General features: G+C 64.9%; 16 protein-coding genes. 11 read left to right on the top strand and 5 right to left on the bottom strand.

Translation table 11 applies throughout. The annotated features are described in order from the left end of the window. The first annotated feature begins 22 nt into the window (after window positions 1–22). From BI327_RS29425 to BI327_RS29415, 3 genes are all read left to right on the top strand, one after another. Window positions 23–772, top strand: coding sequence for an SDR family oxidoreductase (locus BI327_RS29425; protein ID WP_076864746.1), 750 nt, complete (start codon window positions 23–25; stop codon window positions 770–772). Window positions 773–856: 84 nt separating this feature from the next. Next, window positions 857–2,257: a dihydrolipoyl dehydrogenase gene (gene lpdA, locus BI327_RS29420; RefSeq protein ID WP_076864745.1), complete on the top strand. Its 1,401-nt coding sequence runs from the start codon at window positions 857–859 to the stop codon at window positions 2,255–2,257. Window positions 2,258–2,392: 135 nt separating this feature from the next. After that, a complete protein-coding gene (locus BI327_RS29415) occupies window positions 2,393–2,932 on the top strand; it encodes a hypothetical protein (RefSeq protein WP_076864744.1) in 540 nt (179 codons plus the stop codon). A gap of 149 nt (window positions 2,933–3,081) precedes the next feature. Here BI327_RS29415 and BI327_RS29410 read toward each other — a convergent pair whose 3' ends face one another. Together BI327_RS29410 and BI327_RS29405 are read right to left on the bottom strand one after the other, a co-directional pair. Further along, window positions 3,082–3,672: a DUF4337 domain-containing protein gene (locus BI327_RS29410; protein ID WP_076864743.1), complete on the bottom strand. Its 591-nt coding sequence runs from the start codon at window positions 3,670–3,672 to the stop codon at window positions 3,082–3,084. A 358-nt stretch (window positions 3,673–4,030) separates the two neighbouring features. Continuing rightward, window positions 4,031–5,002 carry a tyrosine recombinase XerC gene (locus BI327_RS29405; RefSeq protein ID WP_076864742.1) on the bottom strand — a complete coding sequence of 324 codons (972 nt, stop codon included), beginning with the start codon at window positions 5,000–5,002 and terminating at the stop codon, window positions 4,031–4,033. Between the two features lie 210 nt (window positions 5,003–5,212). Here BI327_RS29405 and BI327_RS29400 point away from each other — a divergent pair, with 210 nt between their 5' ends. Continuing rightward, window positions 5,213–7,423 carry a primosomal protein N' gene (locus BI327_RS29400; RefSeq protein ID WP_076864741.1) on the top strand — a complete coding sequence of 737 codons (2,211 nt, stop codon included), beginning with the start codon at window positions 5,213–5,215 and terminating at the stop codon, window positions 7,421–7,423. A gap of 102 nt (window positions 7,424–7,525) precedes the next feature. Here the strand turns inward: BI327_RS29400 and BI327_RS29395 are convergent, their stop codons facing one another. Continuing rightward, the gene (locus BI327_RS29395; RefSeq protein ID WP_076864740.1) at window positions 7,526–8,011 is read right to left on the bottom strand and encodes a septal ring lytic transglycosylase RlpA family protein; all 486 of its coding nucleotides are present in this window, start codon (window positions 8,009–8,011) and stop codon (window positions 7,526–7,528) included. 630 nt (window positions 8,012–8,641) lie between these two features. On the opposite strand from BI327_RS29395, the gene BI327_RS29390 reads away from it, so the two are divergent. The 7 genes from BI327_RS29390 (at window position 8,642) to BI327_RS29360 (ending at window position 16,722) form a co-directional block, all read left to right on the top strand. Further along, window positions 8,642–9,202 (top strand): F0F1 ATP synthase subunit delta, encoded by a 561-nt coding sequence (locus tag BI327_RS29390; RefSeq protein WP_076864739.1) that lies wholly within the window; start codon window positions 8,642–8,644, stop codon window positions 9,200–9,202. Then, a complete protein-coding gene (gene atpA / locus BI327_RS29385; RefSeq protein ID WP_076864738.1) occupies window positions 9,202–10,731 on the top strand; it encodes a F0F1 ATP synthase subunit alpha in 1,530 nt (509 codons plus the stop codon). Before BI327_RS29390 ends, atpA begins: the two co-directional genes overlap by 1 nt. Before the next feature lie 91 nt (window positions 10,732–10,822). Then, window positions 10,823–11,701: a F0F1 ATP synthase subunit gamma gene (locus BI327_RS29380; protein WP_076864737.1), complete on the top strand. Its 879-nt coding sequence runs from the start codon at window positions 10,823–10,825 to the stop codon at window positions 11,699–11,701. A 26-nt stretch (window positions 11,702–11,727) separates the two neighbouring features. Beyond that, a complete protein-coding gene (atpD, locus tag BI327_RS29375; RefSeq protein WP_076864736.1) occupies window positions 11,728–13,170 on the top strand; it encodes a F0F1 ATP synthase subunit beta in 1,443 nt (480 codons plus the stop codon). A gap of 116 nt (window positions 13,171–13,286) precedes the next feature. Then, a complete protein-coding gene (locus BI327_RS29370) occupies window positions 13,287–13,694 on the top strand; it encodes a F0F1 ATP synthase subunit epsilon (protein WP_076864860.1) in 408 nt (135 codons plus the stop codon). Window positions 13,695–13,896: 202 nt separating this feature from the next. Further along, complete coding sequence (locus BI327_RS29365; RefSeq protein WP_076864735.1) at window positions 13,897–15,570, top strand: adenylate/guanylate cyclase domain-containing protein; 1,674 nt, start codon at window positions 13,897–13,899, stop codon at window positions 15,568–15,570. Window positions 15,571–15,723: 153 nt separating this feature from the next. Beyond that, window positions 15,724–16,722: an AraC family transcriptional regulator gene (locus tag BI327_RS29360; protein WP_076864734.1), complete on the top strand. Its 999-nt coding sequence runs from the start codon at window positions 15,724–15,726 to the stop codon at window positions 16,720–16,722. A 7-nt stretch (window positions 16,723–16,729) separates the two neighbouring features. Here the strand turns inward: BI327_RS29360 and BI327_RS29355 are convergent, their stop codons facing one another. Together BI327_RS29355 and BI327_RS29350 are read right to left on the bottom strand one after the other, a co-directional pair. Continuing rightward, complete coding sequence (locus tag BI327_RS29355; protein ID WP_076864733.1) at window positions 16,730–17,230, bottom strand: RNA pyrophosphohydrolase; 501 nt, start codon at window positions 17,228–17,230, stop codon at window positions 16,730–16,732. A 45-nt stretch (window positions 17,231–17,275) separates the two neighbouring features. Continuing rightward, window positions 17,276–17,779 (bottom strand): RNA pyrophosphohydrolase, encoded by a 504-nt coding sequence (locus BI327_RS29350; protein ID WP_076864732.1) that lies wholly within the window; start codon window positions 17,777–17,779, stop codon window positions 17,276–17,278. Window positions 17,780–17,814: the final 35 nt, after the last annotated feature.

Here is a 17,814-nt window from a genome sequence, read left to right as displayed (position 1 = left end):
GGGCTCACCTTTGGGGATCAATGTGACGGACAAGGTCGTTGTCATTACCGGCGGCAGCCGCGGCATCGGCCGCGCGACTGCGCTCGTAGCCGCGGCGCGCGGCTATCGCATCGTGGTCGGCTACGCGTCCAACCAGGGCGCGGCCAACGAGGTCGTCGCCGCGATCGAGGCCAAGAACGGCAAGGCGATCGCGGTGAAATGCGACGTCGGCAGCGAGGCGGACATTCTTGCGTTGTTCAAGGCCGCCGATGGCTTCGGCACGCTCGGCGCGCTGGTCAACAATGCCGGCATCGTCGGCAAGAGCGGCGTGCGTGTCGACGAGATGTCGGCCGAGCGCATCCAGCAGATGATGGCGGTCAACGTCACCGGCAGCATCCTGTGCGCGCGCGAGGCGGTGAAGCGGATGTCGACCAAGCACGGAGGTGTGGGCGGGGTCATCGTCAACCTCTCCTCGGTCGCGGCAAAGCTCGGCGCGCCGAACACCTATGTCGATTACGCCGCTTCCAAGGGCGCGATCGATTCCTTCACGGTCGGCCTCGGCTACGAGGTCGCGAATGAAGGCATCCGCGTCGCCGGCATCAGGCCCGGACTGATCGATACCGACATCCACGCCGCGGGTGGCGAGCCCGATCGCGCGCACCGGCTCGCCCATATGGTGCCGATGAAACGCGTCGGCACCGCCGATGAAATCGCCAATGCCATCGTCTGGCTGATCTCGGACGAGGCGTCCTACGTCACCAGCGCGATCCTCGACGTGTCGGGCGGCCGCTAGAACACACATGCAAATGCGGGTGCCGACTGCCGATAGGCTCGGACCCGCCTCATTGTCACAGAGTTAGCTACAGGACCTTCCATCATGGCTTCTTACGATCTCGTCGTCATCGGCACCGGCCCCGGCGGTTACGTCTGCGCGATCCGCGCGGCGCAGCTCGGCATGAAGGTCGCCGTCGTCGAGAAGAACGCGACGCTGGGCGGCACCTGCCTCAATGTCGGCTGCATGCCGTCGAAGGCGCTGCTGCACGCCTCCGAGATGTTCGAGGAAGCCGGGCACTCCTTCGCCAAGATGGGCGTCAGCGTCCCGGCGCCGAAGCTCGATCTGCCCGCGATGATGAACTTCAAGCAGCAGGGCATCGACGGCAACGTCAAGGGCGTCGAGTTCCTGATGAAGAAGAACAAGATCGACGTGCTCAAGGGCACCGGCAAGATCCTCGGTGCGGGTAAGGTCGAGGTCACCGGTGACGGCAAGTCCGAAACCGTCGAGACCAAGAACATCGTGATCGCCACCGGCTCCGATATCGCGCGCCTGAAGGGCATCGACATCGACGAGAAGCGCATCGTGTCGTCGACCGGCGCGCTGTCGCTCGACAAGGTGCCCGGTAGCCTCCTGATCGTCGGCGCCGGCGTGATCGGGCTCGAGCTCGGCTCGGTCTGGCATCGTCTCGGCGCCAAGGTCACCGTGGTGGAATTCCTCGACCGCATCCTGCCCGGCATGGACGGCGAGGTGGCGAAGCAATTCCAACGCATCCTGGAAAAGCAAGGTTTCAGCTTCAAGCTCGGCGCCAAGGTCACCGCGGTCGACACCTCGGGCAAGACGCTGCAGGCCAAGGTCGAGCCGGCCGCCGGCGGTGCTGCGGAGACGATCGAAGCCGACGTCGTGCTGGTGTGCATCGGCCGCGTGCCCTACACCGAAGGCCTCGGGCTGAAGGAAGCCGGCGTTGCGCTCGACAATCGCGGCCGCGTCGAGATCGACGCGCACTTCTCGACCTCTGTGAAGGGCATCTACGCGATCGGCGACGTTGTGGCCGGGCCGATGCTCGCGCACAAGGCGGAAGACGAGGGCGTCGCCTGCGCCGAGATCATCGCGGGCCAGGCCGGTCACGTGAATTACGACGTCATCCCAGGTGTTGTGTATACCACGCCGGAAGTGTCGTCGGTCGGCAAGACCGAGGAAGACCTCAAGCAGGCCGGTGTCGCCTATACCGTCGGCAAATTCCCCTTCACCGCGAACGGCCGCTCCAAGGTCAACCAGACCACCGACGGCTTCGTGAAGGTTCTCGCAGATGCGAAGACCGATCGGGTGCTCGGCGTGCACATCGTCGGCATTGAGGCCGGCGAAATGATCCATGAAGCCTGTGTCCTGATGGAATTCGGCGGCTCGGCCGAGGATCTGGCGCGCACCTGTCACGCCCATCCGACCCGCTCCGAGGCGATCAAGGAAGCCGCGCTTGCGGTGGGCAAGCGCGCCATCCATATGTGATCGGACGTCCGGCGCGAGCCGGGCTGGAGCATGATCCGGAAAAGTGTGAAGCGGTTTTCCGAAAAGATCATGCTCAAACAAGGAGCTGAGGCGCGATGATTCAACTCAGTGTCGTCGCGCTTTAGGATCAAAGCGATGTTGCGCCGACTGCTTCAGCCGTTCTGGGTCCTGCTTGCGATCATTTTCCTGATCGAAGCCTGGCTATGGGACCACCTCGAGCCGATCGTGGCTCGGGTGGTGGCGTGGATCCCGCTCCGCGCGCTCAAGCAGTGGCTGGCGGACCGGGTCGATTCGCTGTCGCCGGCGATGACGTTGATCGTCTTCGTCGTGCCGTTGATCCCGCTGTTTCCGCTCAAACTGGTCGGGCTCTGGCTGCTCGCGAACCAGTACTGGTTCAGCGCGGTCTCGCTGATCCTGTTCGCCAAATTCCTCGGCGTGGGTGTCACGGCCTTCCTGTTCGACGTGACGCGGTCGAAGCTTTTGGAGATGCCCTGGTTCGAGGCGCTCTATAATTTCATCATGGCGCTGCGCGCCAAGGCCACCGAGCTGGTCGAGCCGATCAAGCTGCGCATCCGCGAGATGATCGGCGGCGGCGGCGAGGGCTGGGCCGCGCGCACGCTGCGCCTGATCGCGCGCTTCCGCAAAAGCGTGCACGAGACCAGCAAGGTGCTTTGAGTAGAACTCTCGCTTCCGTCATCCTGAGGAGCCCGCATAGCGGGCGTCTCGAAGGATGCACGGCCCGGCCGGTGGCCGTCGACCCTTCGAGACGCGCGCAAGTGCGCGCTCCTCAGGGTGACGGAGATGAAGCGGAGCCCAGCCGCCTCTCAATGTAGATGCAGCAAATGCGGCTGGAACAGGCCGAGCAGCGTCATCACGACGCCGGCGAGCGTCACCAGGCCTGACACCCAGGCCAGCGCGGCGATGCCGGTGATGATGGTCGCGGACGCCAGCACGATGGCGATCTGGAAGGCGGCGGAGGCAAGCTCGAAGTGATGATATTTCGCGGTGGCTTCGTCGCGCTCATGCTCGGCGTGCTTGGCCCGCTCGGAAAGCTGCTCCGAACCCTCGCCGGTCTCCGGCTCGGAGCGGTAGCGCGCCGCCGTCTTCTGCCAGTCGTCGATCTGCTTCTGCAACGCGGCCTTGGCGGCTTCGTCGGTGGTGGTCGCGAGGTTCAGCTTGCCCTGTTCGGCGGCGGTCTGCACCGCGGTGCGGCGGATGCTCTTGGCCTGGAAGAAGGCCCATAGGTTGGAGGCCTCGACATTCTTGCTGATCGATTCGGTCTGGGCGCCCTTGCCGAGCGTTTCCGACAGCGCCAGGCAGAGCGCGATCACGGCGATCAGGAGCGCAATCTTCCTGTTTTCGGTCGACGCATGCTCGGCATGCTCCGCGTGCTCCATACTTTCATGTGCGCTCATGATTCCCCCTCCGGATGAGACCGCGCCACGATTGCCGAATGCAGCGCACAAGGCAAGGGCGGGCGGTCTGGGGTAGCCGCATGAAGATGAACGGAGCATGACGACGGACCATAGCCCGCGCCTTATTTTGAACTCAGGCCTGAACGCCTGAAGCACGATGAATTAGATCGAACCGCTGTGGCCCCGCGCTCGCTTCACCTCTCCCCATTGGGGAGAGGTCGATTTGCGAAGCAAATCGGGTGAGGGGACTTTAGCTCTAACGAGAGACCGTAACCCCTCACCCGGCGCTACGCGCCGACCTCTCCCAAGGGAGAGGTGAACTTTCGCTCCGATCCAGTTGGACCTAATTTCATAGCGTTCAGCCGCGCGGGTGCGCGGAGCGATAGACTTCGAGCAGGCGCTCGCTGTCGATCCCGGTGTAGATCTGGGTGGTCGACAGCGACGCGTGGCCGAGCAATTCCTGGATCGCGCGCAGGTCGCCGCCGCGGCTCAGGAGATGCGTGGCGAAGGAGTGCCGCAGCGCATGCGGCGTCGCGCTGTCGGGCAGGCCGAGCGCGCCGCGTAGCCGCTCCATGGTGAGCTGGATGATGCGCGGGCTCAAGGGGCCGCCGCGTGCGCCCACGAACATCGGTCCGGTCGGGCTGAGTTGATGCGGGCAGATCGCCGCATAGTCTGCGATCAGTTGCAGCACGTTTTGCAGCACCGGCACCATGCGGGTCTTGTTGCCCTTGCCGGTGACCACAAGCACATCGCCATCGCCCGGCTTCGGCACGTCGCGCCGCTTCAGCCCCAGCGCCTCGGAGATGCGCAGGCCGGAACCATAGAGCAGCGCCATCACGGCGGCGTCCCGCACCACGATCCAGGTCTCGCGGTCCTCATCTGCGCGCTCGTCGGCGTCGGCAAAGCGCTTCGCCGCGTCCATATGGATCGGCTTCGGCAGGCTCTTCGCCACCTTCGGCGCACGGATCGCCGAGAGCGCGCCAACCTTGCCCTTGCCTTCGCGTTCCAGGAAACGTCCGAACGAGCGCAGGCCGGCCAGCGCCCGCATCAGCGATCGGCCGCCGATCTCGTCCGCGCGGCGCATCGCCATGAAGGCGCGGACATCGCTGGCCTCGAGCGCGGAAAATGCCGCAAGCGTCACCCGCGCGCCCCAGTGTTCGGCCAGGAAGGCCAGGCATTGGCGCACGTCACGGGCATAGGCCTCGAGCGTCTTCGGCGACAGCCGCCGCTCGGCGCGCAGATGCGACAGCCAGCGCGTCATCTCCTGCGTGACTGACGAGTCGGCGCAGTCGAGCTCGAGCGGTTGGGTCGGCTGATCGGTTCGGGCCATCTGTAAAAGGCTATTGGCGCTGCTAATCTCCTGATTATATCGCACTGCCTTCGTTTACCGTTCGCTAAGACCGCGCAGCGGTGACAGAGCGTTTTCGAGCGAAGTGGAGGCCGGTTCGCGTGAAGAAAACGCGTCAAAACAAGAAGCTGGAGATTTGGTTCTGATTCATTCAGAACCAAATCTCTAGCCCGGCATAAAGCTCTGATTGCAATGGATCACACCGCGCGCCCCAGCCCCGCCTCCGCATCGACGACAGGTGTCGTCGACGTGCTGGTGCCTGTTGCGCTGGACCAGACTTATTCTTACCGCGTGCCGCGCGGCATGGAGCTTGCGCCGGGCGATGTGATCTCTGTTCCGCTCGGGCCGCGCGAGGTGGTCGCGGTGGTGTGGGCCGAGAATGCCAGGCCCGATCCGCGGCTGCACAACCGGCTCAAGGACGTCGGCGAGAAGCTCGATGTTCCCCCGCTCAGGGCGGAGCTGCGCCAACTGGTCGACTGGGTCTCCAATTACACGCTGTCGGCGCGCGGCATGGTGCTGCGGATGACGCTGCGGATGGGCGAGAATCTGGGGCCGGAGCGGATGCGGCTCGGCGTGCGGCTGGTCGGCGAGCCGCCGCGGCGCCTGACCCCGGCGCGCCGCCGCCTGATCGAGGTGCTGTCGGACGGCTTGCTGCACGGCAAGTCGGATGCGGCGCGGGAGGCCGGCGTCAGTTCCGGCGTGATCGACGGCCTGGTGGATGAAGGCACGCTGACGGTCGAAGCGATGCCGCCGCCGGCGCCGCCGCCCGTTCCGGATCCCTCCTACGCCCAGCCGGATTTCTCGCGCGAGCAGCGCAGCGCAGTCGACGTGTTGCGGACGCTGGCGGCGAGCGGCAGCTTTCACGTCGCGCTGCTCGACGGCGTCACCGGCTCCGGCAAGACCGAAGTCTATTTCGAGGCGATCGCCGAGAATATCCGCCGCGGCAAGCAGACCCTGATCCTGATGCCGGAAATCGCGCTGACCGGCCAGTTCCTCGACCGCTTCGCGCAACGCTTCGGCGTACGGCCGCTGGAATGGCATTCTGAGCTGACGCCGCGCACGCGGGCACGCAACTGGGCCGCAATCTCCGAGGGCAAGGCGCCGGTTGTGGTCGGAGCCCGCTCGGCGCTGTTCCTGCCCTATGCCGATCTCGGCCTGATCATCGTCGATGAGGAGCACGACCAGGCCTACAAGCAGGACGATGGCGCGCATTACCACGCGCGCGACATGGCGGTGGTCCGCGCCCATATCGCCAAAATCCCGATCGTGCTGGCGTCGGCCACGCCGTCGGTCGAGAGCGAGGTCAATGCGCGCAAGGGGCGCTACCAGCGCGTCGCGCTGCCGTCGCGGTTCGGCGGCCAGCACATGCCGCATATCGAGGCGATCGACATGCGGCGCGCGCCGCCGCCGCGCGGGCGTTTCATCTCGCCGGTTCTGGCCGAGCAGATTCGTCACGCGATCGAGCGCCGCGAACAGGCGCTGTTGTTCCTCAATCGCCGCGGCTATGCGCCGCTGACGTTATGCCGGGCCTGCGGCCACCGCTTCGCCTGCACGATCTGCGACGCGTGGCTGGTCGATCATCGCTTTCGCCAGCGGCTGGTCTGCCATCACTGCGGCTTCTCGATGCCGCGTCCGAACATCTGCCCGCATTGCGCGGCCGAGGAATCGTTGGTCGCGGTCGGCCCCGGCGTCGAGCGCTTGCAGGAGGAGGCCGCTCAGATCTTTCCCGAGGCCCGCACCATGGTGCTGTCGAGCGATCTCATCACCTCGATCGAGACGATGCGCAGCGAGCTCAACGAGATCGCCGAGGGCCGCGTCGACATCATCATCGGCACCCAGCTGGTAGCGAAGGGACACAACTTCCCGCGGCTCAATCTGGTCGGCGTCATCGATGCCGATCTCGGCCTGAGCAATGGCGATCCGCGCGCCGCCGAGCGCACGTTCCAGCTCCTGAACCAGGTGGTCGGCCGCGCCGGCCGCGAGCAGGGCCGCGGTGTCGGCTTTTTGCAGACCCACCAGCCGGAGCACCCGGTGATCAAGGCCCTGATCGCGAATGACCGCGAGGCGTTCTACGCCAGCGAGATCGAGATCCGCGAGCGTACCGGCTATCCACCGTTCGGCCGGCTGGCGAGCCTGATCGTCTCCGCCGGCGACCGTCCGACCGCGGAAGGATTTGCCCGCAAGCTCGCCGCGGTGGCGCCGCTCGATGAGCGGATCCAGGTGCTCGGCCCCGCCGAGGCGCCGCTTGCCGTGATCAAGGGCCGCTACCGCTTCCGCCTGCTGGTGAAGTCGCTGCGCAATGTCGACCTGTCGCAATATCTGCGCGAATGGCTGGCGGCCGGTCCCAAGACCAAGGGCAATCTGAAGCTCGAGGTCGACGTCGATCCGCAGAGCTTTTTGTAGGCGAGCCGGCAAAGAAAAAGCCTGCCGTCATTTGCGACGGCAGGCCTTTTGGCGCGAAGCAGGCCTCGCGGCCGATACGCAACGCAACGCTTACTGAACGTGTTAGATGACCTCGGCGGTGACGCGGCCGACGCCGGCGCCGGTCAGGCCGATGGCGCGGGCTGCGCCGGTGGAGAGGTCGAGTACGCGGCCGCGGATGAACGGGCCACGATCGTTGATGGTGACGACGACGCTGCGGCCGCCATGGGTGACGCGGAGCTTGGTGCCGAACGGCAGCGAGCGGTGGGCCGCGGTCATGGCGTTCTGGTTGAAGCGCTGACCGGAAGCGGTGCGGCTGCCTGACTCATTGCCGTAGAACGAGGCCATGCCCGAGAACGAGTGGCCGCCGGACGGCTGGATCGATGCATTGGCGTCGCGCCAGGACGAACCTTCGGCGCGGGCGTGATGATGGTGGTGGCGATGATGGTGGTGCCTGGACTTCGCGGACGCCTCGGTCACGCTGCCCCCGACCAGGATAGTTGCGGCGACAAACGCAAGCGCCGTGCGCGAGCGGGTTACATTGCCCGCCGCCTTCTTGATATTCAGCATTGATAAGACCCTCAGACAGTATTGCCGCTAACACGGCAAGTGGAACCCCCGTCCCTTCGTTGACCAAGGCCGTTTGGTTTCGCAATGAGGCGCGAATTAGGCAGTAAATCCCAATTGTCTCGGGTTGAAATATCTTGTTACCGCTTTACGGTATTCAGTCCATGTTCCGTAATCTTGCCCGTTAACAAATTTTTAACCACTATTATACTTACGAATACTGATTAGATGGCGCGTAGTAAGTTTTCGGTAAGTAATCGCCAAATGAAACGACGGCGCGCTTCGGGTTCCCTACGCGCCCGGCCATAGGCCCATGCAAATTTCGATGGAGCAAATTCGGCATGGCGCAAATCTGCGTCCGCGCGCTGAATTTCCACGCGCCGAATTCTGCTGATTCGGCGGCCCTTGGCGGACGCCGAAAAGCACATGCGACAAGGCGGCTCTCACGATGCCGTCATGTTGCACCTGCGCGATTGCTATGTTAGCAAAGCCGCGATTTTAACGGTCCCGGCACGTCCTGTGCCGGTCGAAAATCGAAGTCCCGCTTGAATTCCAAGGGCTTGGATCGCTAGGCGCTGCTTTGGTGGCGACGGTTTTTCCCTTGCGAATTTGACAGCAAAAAAGAGCGAGCTCGTGGCTGCTGAAGATCCGTCCGTTTCGGGAGTTTCCGGTCGTTATGCAACGGCCCTGTTCGAGTTGGCACGCGACGAGCAATCCGTCGATCAAGTCCGGGCCGATCTCGACAAATTCGAGGCCCTGCTCAACGAGAGCGCCGATCTGAAGCGCCTCGTCCGCAGCCCGGTGTTTGCCGCCGACGCCCAGCTCAAGGCGCTGACCGCTGTGCTCGACAAGGCCGGTATCGCCGGTACGACGGCAAAATTCCTCAAGGTGCTCACCGCCAATCGCCGGCTGTTCGCCGTTGCCGATGTGATCCGCGCCTATCGCGCGCTGGTGGCGAAGTTCAAGGGCGAGGCGACTGCCGACGTCACCGTCGCCGAAGAGCTCAGTGACAAGAATCTCGACGCGCTGAAGGCCGCACTGAAATCAGTGACGGGCAAGGACGTCGCGCTCAACGTGAAGGTCGATCCCTCCATTATTGGTGGCCTGGTGGTCAAGCTCGGCAGCCGCATGGTGGATAGTTCGCTTCGCACCAAACTCAATTCGATCAAGAACGCGATGAAAGAGGCAGGCTGATGGACATCCGCGCCGCAGAAATTTCTGCGATCCTCAAGGACCAGATCAAGAATTTCGGCCAGGAAGCCGAGGTCACCGAAGTTGGCCAGGTGCTGTCGGTCGGTGACGGTATCGCCCGCGTCTACGGTCTCGACAACGTTCAGGCCGGCGAAATGGTCGAGTTCGAGAACGGCACGCGCGGCATGGCGCTCAACCTCGAAACCGACAACGTCGGTATCGTGATCTTCGGCGCCGACCGCGAAATCAAGGAAGGCCAGACCGTCAAGCGCACCCGTGCGATCGTGGACGCGCCGGTCGGCAAGGGCCTGCTCGGCCGCGTCGTTGACGCGCTCGGCAACCCGATCGACGGCAAGGGCCCGATCCAGGCCACCGAACGCAAGCGCGTCGACGTCAAGGCGCCCGGCATCATTCCGCGCAAGTCGGTCAACGAGCCGATGGCGACCGGCCTCAAGGCGATCGATGCGCTGATCCCGATCGGCCGCGGCCAGCGCGAGCTGATCATCGGCGACCGCCAGACCGGCAAGACCGCGATCGCGCTCGACACCATCCTGAACCAGAAGCCGCTCAACGCCCAGCCGGACGAGAGCCAGAAGCTGTACTGCGTCTACGTCGCGGTCGGTCAGAAGCGCTCCACCGTTGCGCAGTTCGTCAAGGTGCTCGAAGAGCAGGGCGCGCTGGAATACTCGATCGTCGTCGCGGCGACCGCGTCCGATCCGGCTCCGATGCAGTACATCGCGCCGTTCACCGGCTGCACGATGGGCGAATACTTCCGCGACAACGGCATGCACGCCGTGATCATCTATGACGATCTGTCCAAGCAGGCCGTCGCCTACCGCCAGATGTCGTTGCTGCTGCGCCGCCCGCCGGGCCGCGAAGCCTATCCGGGCGACGTGTTCTACCTGCACTCCCGCCTGCTCGAGCGCGCCGCCAAGCTCGGCAAGGACCATGGTTTGGGCTCGCTGACGGCGCTGCCGGTCATCGAAACCCAGGCCAACGACGTGTCGGCCTACATCCCGACCAACGTGATTTCGATCACCGACGGCCAGATCTTCCTGGAAACCGACCTGTTCTTCCAGGGCATCCGTCCCGCGGTGAACGTCGGTCTGTCGGTGTCGCGCGTCGGTTCGTCGGCGCAGACCAAGGCCACCAAGAAGGTCGCCGGCAAGATCAAGGGCGAGCTCGCGCAGTACCGCGAAATGGCGGCGTTCGCGCAGTTCGGCTCCGACCTCGACGCCTCGACCCAGCGCCTGCTCAACCGCGGTTCGCGCCTGACCGAGCTCCTTAAGCAGCCGCAGTTCTCGCCGCTGAAGATGGAAGAGCAGGTCTGCGTGATCTGGGCCGGCACCAACGGCTATCTCGACGCGCTGCCGCTCAACAAGGTGAAGGCGTTCGAGGATGGTCTGTTGTCGCTGCTGCGCGGCAAGCACGTCGACATCCTCAACGCGATCCGCGACAGCCGCGACCTGTCCGATGACAGTGCCGCCAAGCTGAAGTCGGCGGTCGATAGCTTCGCCAAGACGTTTGCATAACGAATGGGGCGTCGCCCGGCTCGACGCCGGGCGTGACGAACGGAGGCTTGCGATCTGACCATTGTGGTCGGATCGCCGGGGTGAACGAAGAATGGCGTCACTAAAAGACATGCGGGTCCGCATCGCCTCGACCAAGGCGACGCAGAAGATCACCAAGGCCATGCAGATGGTCGCAGCCTCCAAGCTGCGCCGCGCGCAGAACGCCGCCGAAGCGGCGCGGCCCTATGCCACCAAGATGGATGCGGTGATTTCCAACATCGCAGCCGCGGCCAACGGCACGCCCGGCGCGCCGGCGCTGCTCGCCGGCACCGGCAGCGACCAGGTGCACCTGCTGCTGGTCTGCACCGGCGAGCGCGGCCTGTCCGGCGCGTTCAACTCGGCCATCGTGCGCCTGGCGCGCGAGCGGGCGAACGCGCTGCTGGCGCAGGGCAAGGACGTGAAGTTCTTCTGCGTCGGCCGCAAGGGCTACGAGCAGCTGCGGCGGACCTTCGAGAAGCGGATCGTCGAGCACCTCGACCTGCGCGCGGTGCGGCAGATCGGCTTCGTCAATGCCGAGGACATCGCCAACAAGGTGCTGGCGCGGTTCGAGGCCGGCGAGTTCGATGTCTGCACGCTGTTCTATTCGCGCTTCCAGTCGGTGATCGCGCAGATCCCGACCGCGCAGCAGATCATCCCGCTCGAGGTTGCCGCGCCCGCGGCAGGAACTGCTCCCGCGACGTCCTATGAATACGAGCCCGAGGAGGATCAGATCCTCGGCAGCCTGCTGCCGCGCAACCTCGCGGTGCAGGTCTTCCGCGCGCTGCTGGAGAACAACGCCTCGTTCTACGGCGCACAGATGAGCGCGATGGACAGCGCGACGCGCAACGCAGGCGAAATGATCCGCAAGCAAACCCTGATTTACAACCGGACCCGCCAGGCCCAGATCACGAAGGAGCTGATCGAGATCATCTCCGGCGCTGAGGCGGTCTAAGGCAGATTTTCGAAGGAGAACAGTCCATGGCTACAGCAGCCAATCCGATCGGTCGCGTTACCCAGGTCACGGGCGCCGTGGTCGACGTGCAGTTCGAAGGCCATCTTCCCGCGATTCTGAATGCGCTCGAGACCAAGAATGGCGGCAACCGCCTGGTGCTCGAAGTCGCGCAGCATCTCGGTGAATCGACCGTCCGTACCATCGCGATGGACATCACCGAAGGTCTGGTCCGCGGCCAGGAAGTGACCGACACCGGCGAGCCGATCCGCGTTCCGGTCGGCGAAGGCACGCTCGGCCGCATCATCAACGTGATCGGCGAGCCGATCGACGAAGCCGGCCCGATCAAGGCCGAAGGCGTGCGCGCCATCCATCAGGAAGCGCCGACCTACACCGATCAGTCCACCGAGGCGGAAATTCTCGTCACCGGCATCAAGGTCGTCGACCTGCTCGCTCCCTACGCCAAGGGCGGCAAGATCGGCCTGTTCGGCGGCGCCGGCGTCGGCAAGACCGTGCTGATTCAGGAGCTGATCAACAACGTCGCGAAGGCGCACGGCGGTTACTCCGTGTTCGCCGGCGTCGGCGAGCGCACCCGTGAAGGCAACGACCTCTATCACGAGTTCATCGAATCGAAGGTCAACGCCGATCCGCACAATCCGGATCCGAGCGTGAAGTCGAAGTGCGCGCTGGTGTTCGGCCAGATGAACGAGCCGCCGGGCGCCCGCGCCCGCGTCGGCCTGACCGGTCTGACGGTCGCCGAGCACTTCCGCGATCAGGGCCAGGACGTGCTGTTCTTCGTCGACAACATCTTCCGCTTCACCCAGGCGGGTTCGGAAGTGTCGGCGCTGCTCGGCCGTATTCCGAGCGCCGTGGGTTATCAGCCGACGCTCGCGACCGACATGGGCGCGCTGCAGGAGCGCATCACCACCACCCAGAAGGGCTCGATCACCTCGGTGCAGGCGATCTACGTGCCGGCCGACGACTTGACCGACCCGGCGCCCGCCACCTCGTTCGCCCACTTGGACGCCACCACGGTGCTGTCGCGCGCGATCTCGGAAAAGGGCATCTATCCCGCGGTGGACCCGCTCGACTCGACCTCGCGCATGCTCTCGGCGCTGGTGGTCGGTGAAGAGCACTACAACACCGCGCGTCTCGTCCAGCAGATCCTCCAGCGCTACAAGTCGCTGCAGGACATCATCGCCATTCTCGGCATGGACGAACTGTCGGAAGAGGACAAGCTGACGGTGGCCCGCGCCCGCAAGGTCGAGCGCTTCCTGTCGCAGCCGTTCCACGTCGCCGAAATCTTCACCGGCTCGCCGGGCAAGTTCGTCGACCTCGCCGACACCATCAAGGGCTTCCGCGATCTCTGCCAGGGCAAGTACGACCATCTGCCGGAAGCGGCGTTCTACATGGTCGGCACCATCGAAGAAGCCGTCGAGAAGGGCAAGAAGCTCGCTGCCGAGGCGGCCTGAGCTTCATGATGTCGTCATCGCCGGACCTGATCCGGCGATCCATCGCACGAGAAGCAGTTTGACTGATGGACCCGCGGGTCGAGCCCGCGGGTGACAGCGCAAAGAACGGAAAGACCATGACCACCTTCCACTTCGATCTCGTCTCTCCCGAAAAGCTCGCCTTCTCCGGCGAGGTCGATCAGGTTGACGTCCCCGGCGTGGAGGGTGATTTCGGTGTGCTCGCCGGCCACGCTCCGGTTATCGCCACCGTGCGTCCGGGTATCCTGACGATCGCGACCGCCGGCAAGAAAGAGAAAGTGATCGTGCTCGGCGGTCTCGCCGAGATGTCGGACAAGGGCCTCACCGTGCTCGCCGACGTCGCGACCACGATCGCGGAGCTCGATCGCGTGAAGTTCGCGGAGACCATCAAGGAGATGGAAGAGAAGCTCGCCGAGAAGGAGGGCTCCGAGCTCGATCACGCCATCGAGCGGCTCGACCACTTCAAGAGCATCCAGAACGAGCTCAACACCACGGCCATGCACTAAGGCGCGATTGCCGACCGGCGATCGCGCCACGGCGCTCAGGTCGAGCGCGGCCTTGTGAAACCGCTCACACTTTCTTCCTTCGGCTATCAAGACTTGTACGATTCAACGCTCGCCGCACCCCGGCGGGCGTTGAATGTTTATTGCACCCGCGAGCAACTGGCGGCATTCTGCCCGGCATATTCGGGTTCCGGGGCTGGTACTCATGAAGCGCAAGATCGCAGCGATCTTCGCAGCCGATATTGCAGGCTATAGTCGACTGGTTGCCGAGGATGAGGAAGAGACGCTGCGGCGGCTCGCTTCCTACCGGCAGGTGACCGACGATTTCATTGCCAAGGGTGGTGGCCGCATCTTCAACACCGCGGGCGACGCGGTGCTCGCGGAATTCCCCAGCGCCGTCGAAGCCGTGCGGTGCGCGATCGACATCCAGGAAAGTCTGCGCACGCGCAACATGGCCTATCCGCCGAGCCGGCAGATGTCGTTCCGGATCGGCATCACCATCGGCGACGTGGTCGAACGCGACGGCGATCTGCTCGGCGATGGCGTCAATATCGCAGCCCGGCTCGAAGGCCTCGCCGAAGTCGGCGGCATCTGCGTGTCGCGCGCGGTGCACGAGCAGGTCGCCAACAAGCTGTCGGTGCAATTCGCCGATATCGGCGCGCAGGAAGTGAAGAATATCCCGACGCCGGTGCACGCCTACATGGTGGCGATGCGGCGTGAGGACGGCACCTACGCGATGCCGCAGGTCAAGAAGCCGATCAAGGCCGCGCCTGCGGGCGCGCCGGCCTGGATGTGGCCCGCGGCCATCACCGTGGTGCTGTTGGCCGCGATCGGCGTCGGCGGCTTTCTCTATTACACCAAGCTCGAAACATCGGCGACGAAGCCTGCTGCCGTGGCGAGCAACACGCCGGCATCCACGCCGCTGGTATCGGCTTCACCGGCACCATTGATCGCGCCGTCGCCGGCGGCATCCCCGGCGCCGTCTGCGCCGGCGAAACCCGCGCCGGCGCTGGCTGCATCGTCATCCCCGCCCTCGCCACCGTCGATCACATCGGGCGAAAAGCTCGCCACCGAGATCATTCCGTTCGTCAGCGACCGCACCCGCAGCGTGCTCGCGACCGAATATGTGCCCGCCGGCGATTTCAAGGCGTTCGCCCTCAACATCAACGGCTTCGTCGGATGGAGCGTGGCACAGCCCAGCGAGGACGCGGCGAAGACGGCAGCCCTCGATCTGTGCCAGAAGCGCGCCGACAATGCAGGCTCGCCGCGCAAATGCGAGTTGTACGCGGTCGGCAATACCATCGTGTACAGCCATGGCCAGCCGCCGGTGCCGCCCTTGCCGTGGGTCAAGCGTGATGCGCTGATCGAGAAGCCGTACGCCACCAAGGACGTTCCGTTGCTGCGCGAGGCGGCCAGGGCCCGGCTCGAAACTCTGTTCGTGCCGGGGCGCAGGACGCGAACCATCGCGATCGGTCCGGGCGGCCACTACTTCTTCAACGCGGGCATCGATACGCTCGAGGAATCGGCGCGACGCAACCTGCAGGCCTGTGGCGCGGTCGCGGGCGTGCCCTGCACCATCGTCGCCGTCGACGACGTCTTCGTGGTGCCTGTACCAACCACGCTGCGGGTGACGGGTTTCTTCAAGGCCGCGGACAGCTCGGTCATCACGCCGGGCGAGCGCGCCGACGTCGCGCGCAAGCTTGCCGATGCGACAGCAGGCTGGAATGCGGTCGCGGTCGGCACGCAGGGACGGCCCGGACTGGGATTGAAAGCGGAGAACGAGCAGGGCGCGGTCAACACGGCGCTCGCCGAGTGCGTCAAGCGCGACGGCGATTGCCATGTCATCGCGATCGGTCCGTTCACGGTCGGCCCGAACTAGGGCATGATCCGGAAAAGTGCGAAGCGGTGAAGCGATCCGGAGAATGTGAAGCAGCTTACAGCTCGGATCGTGCACAAATGACAAGCTGCCGCGCAACGACGAACCGGCTCGATCGGGTCGCAATTTCACTTTGGACGTAATGGACGGGATTTCGTGCTGACCTTCTCCACCGATGCGCTCCGCCCGCAGGACCGTTTCGAGCACTGGTGCGACGTGCGCGGCAAGAGCCTGTTCGGGGTCACGATCGAGCTCGAGCGCGACAAGCGGCCAGAATTCCACGGACGCTTCACGGCAACGCCGGTGGGCGGTGCCGTGCTGGCGGAAATGTCGGCGTCCTCCTATCGAGTCAGCCGGACCTCAACGGACATTGCGCGCGTCCCGAGCAACAGCCTGCAACTCGCGTGGCAGGTGCGCGGCCCCGGCCACCTGAACATCGGCCGTGATCGCGTTCACTTCGTGCGTAACGGAGATCTGGTGTTCGGCCACTCCAATCTCCCGTATTTCTCGACGCCCGAACGGACCGACGGTTTTCATTTCTTCAGCCTCAAGATCCCGGTCTCTGACGAACTCCTGCTCGGTGCACGGATCGAGGATGCGCCGCCGGTGGCGCTGGCGCGCGATGCGAGCCTGACCCGGCTTGTCGGCGCCATGTTCCGCTCGATGTCGCGCGATCCGGCGCAAGCCGGACAGTTCGCTTCCGAAGTCACGCATATGGTGCGGCTGGCGCTGCTCGCGCGCGGGCGCCTGCGGCCGCGTCAGGATGAAATCCGCGCCGCGCTGCATGCGGGCTACCTGCATGCGGCGCGCGAGATCCTGCTGCGCGATCTGCATCGCGCCTCGCTCACGCCGGCCGCGGTCGCCACCGAGCTCGGCATTTCGCTGCGGCAATTGCATGCGCTGTTCGAGCCGACCGGCCTGTCGTTCGTGCGAACGCTGACGGCTGCGCGATTGAAGGAAGCGAGGCGGCTGCTCTACGCCACGCAGCAGCGCGGCATCGACGAGATCGCCTTCTCGTGCGGCTTCGACAGCATCGCGACGTTCTACCGCACCTTCCGCGCGACCTACGGCATGACGCCGGGCGATGCACGGCGCATTCCGCCGCCGGAGCGAGATGACGTTTCTTCGAATCGTCATCCCGCCCTGGCTCTTTGATCGGAGATCAGCCGGCGAACTCCGCGAACCGGACAGCAACCGCGCGATAGACGTCGCGGCGGAACGGCACCACGAGGTCGGCGACGCGGTCGAGACGTTCCCAGCGCCATTGATCGAATTCGGCGGGCTGGCCATTGCGTGGCGTCAACGGATCAATCTCGGCATCGCTGCCGGTGAAGCGCAGCGCAAACCACTTTTGCCGCTGGCCGCGGAATTTGGCCAGCCGGTGCGACGCCGGTCCGTCATAGGCCGGGAATTCGTAGGTCATCCAGTCGGTCTCGCCGAGATAGTCGGCGCTGACCGCTCCGGTCTCTTCCCACAATTCGCGCATCACGGCCTGGCGCGGATCCTCGCCCTCGTCGATGCCGCCTTGCGGCATCTGCCATTCGAGACCGGGCAGCACGATCTCCGGACCATCGTCCTTGATCCGGTGGCCGATCAGCACGCGTCCATCCGCGTTGAACAGCGCGATGCCCACATTGGGGCGGTAGGGCTTGTCTGATGACATCTCGGTGGGTGTGTCGCGCGTTGATTTGGCCGGTGGTCTGGCCGTCTATTTCGCCGCCAGACCGGCGAATTCCTTCACGACGCGCTCATAGACCGGGCGCTTGAACGGCACAATCAGCTCCGGCAGATTCTTCATCGGCTCCCAGCGCCAGGTGATGAACTCGGCCTTGTGGCCGCCGCCGGGGTTGGCGACGTTGATCTCGTTCTCGTTGCCGGTGAAGCGCAAGGCGAACCATTTCTGCCGCTGGCCGCGATAGCGGCCCTTCCAGGCGCGGCCGGCGACGGTGCGCGGGATATCATAGATCAACCAGTCGGAGACCTCGCCGAGCTTCTCCACCGACTTGATGCTGGTCTCCTCATAGAGCTCGCGCCGTGCGGCCTGAAACGTGTCCTCGCCGGGATCGACGCCGCCCTGCGGCATCTGCCAGACATGGGCGTCGTCGACATGCTCGATGCCGCCGGCGCGGCGACCGATGAAGACCAGCCCGGCGGTATTCAGCAGCATGATGCCGACGCAGGTTCGATAGGGCAGGTCTTCATAACGTGCCATGCTGCCGCTACCTCACATTTCCCGGTGCCGTCGGA

Source organism: Bradyrhizobium mercantei, assembly GCF_001982635.1.
In the GTDB taxonomy this organism is placed as follows: domain Bacteria; phylum Pseudomonadota; class Alphaproteobacteria; order Rhizobiales; family Xanthobacteraceae; genus Bradyrhizobium; species Bradyrhizobium mercantei.
The sequence above is the reverse complement of the archived record's forward strand: the minus strand, read 5'-3'. Positions and strand labels throughout refer to the sequence as shown.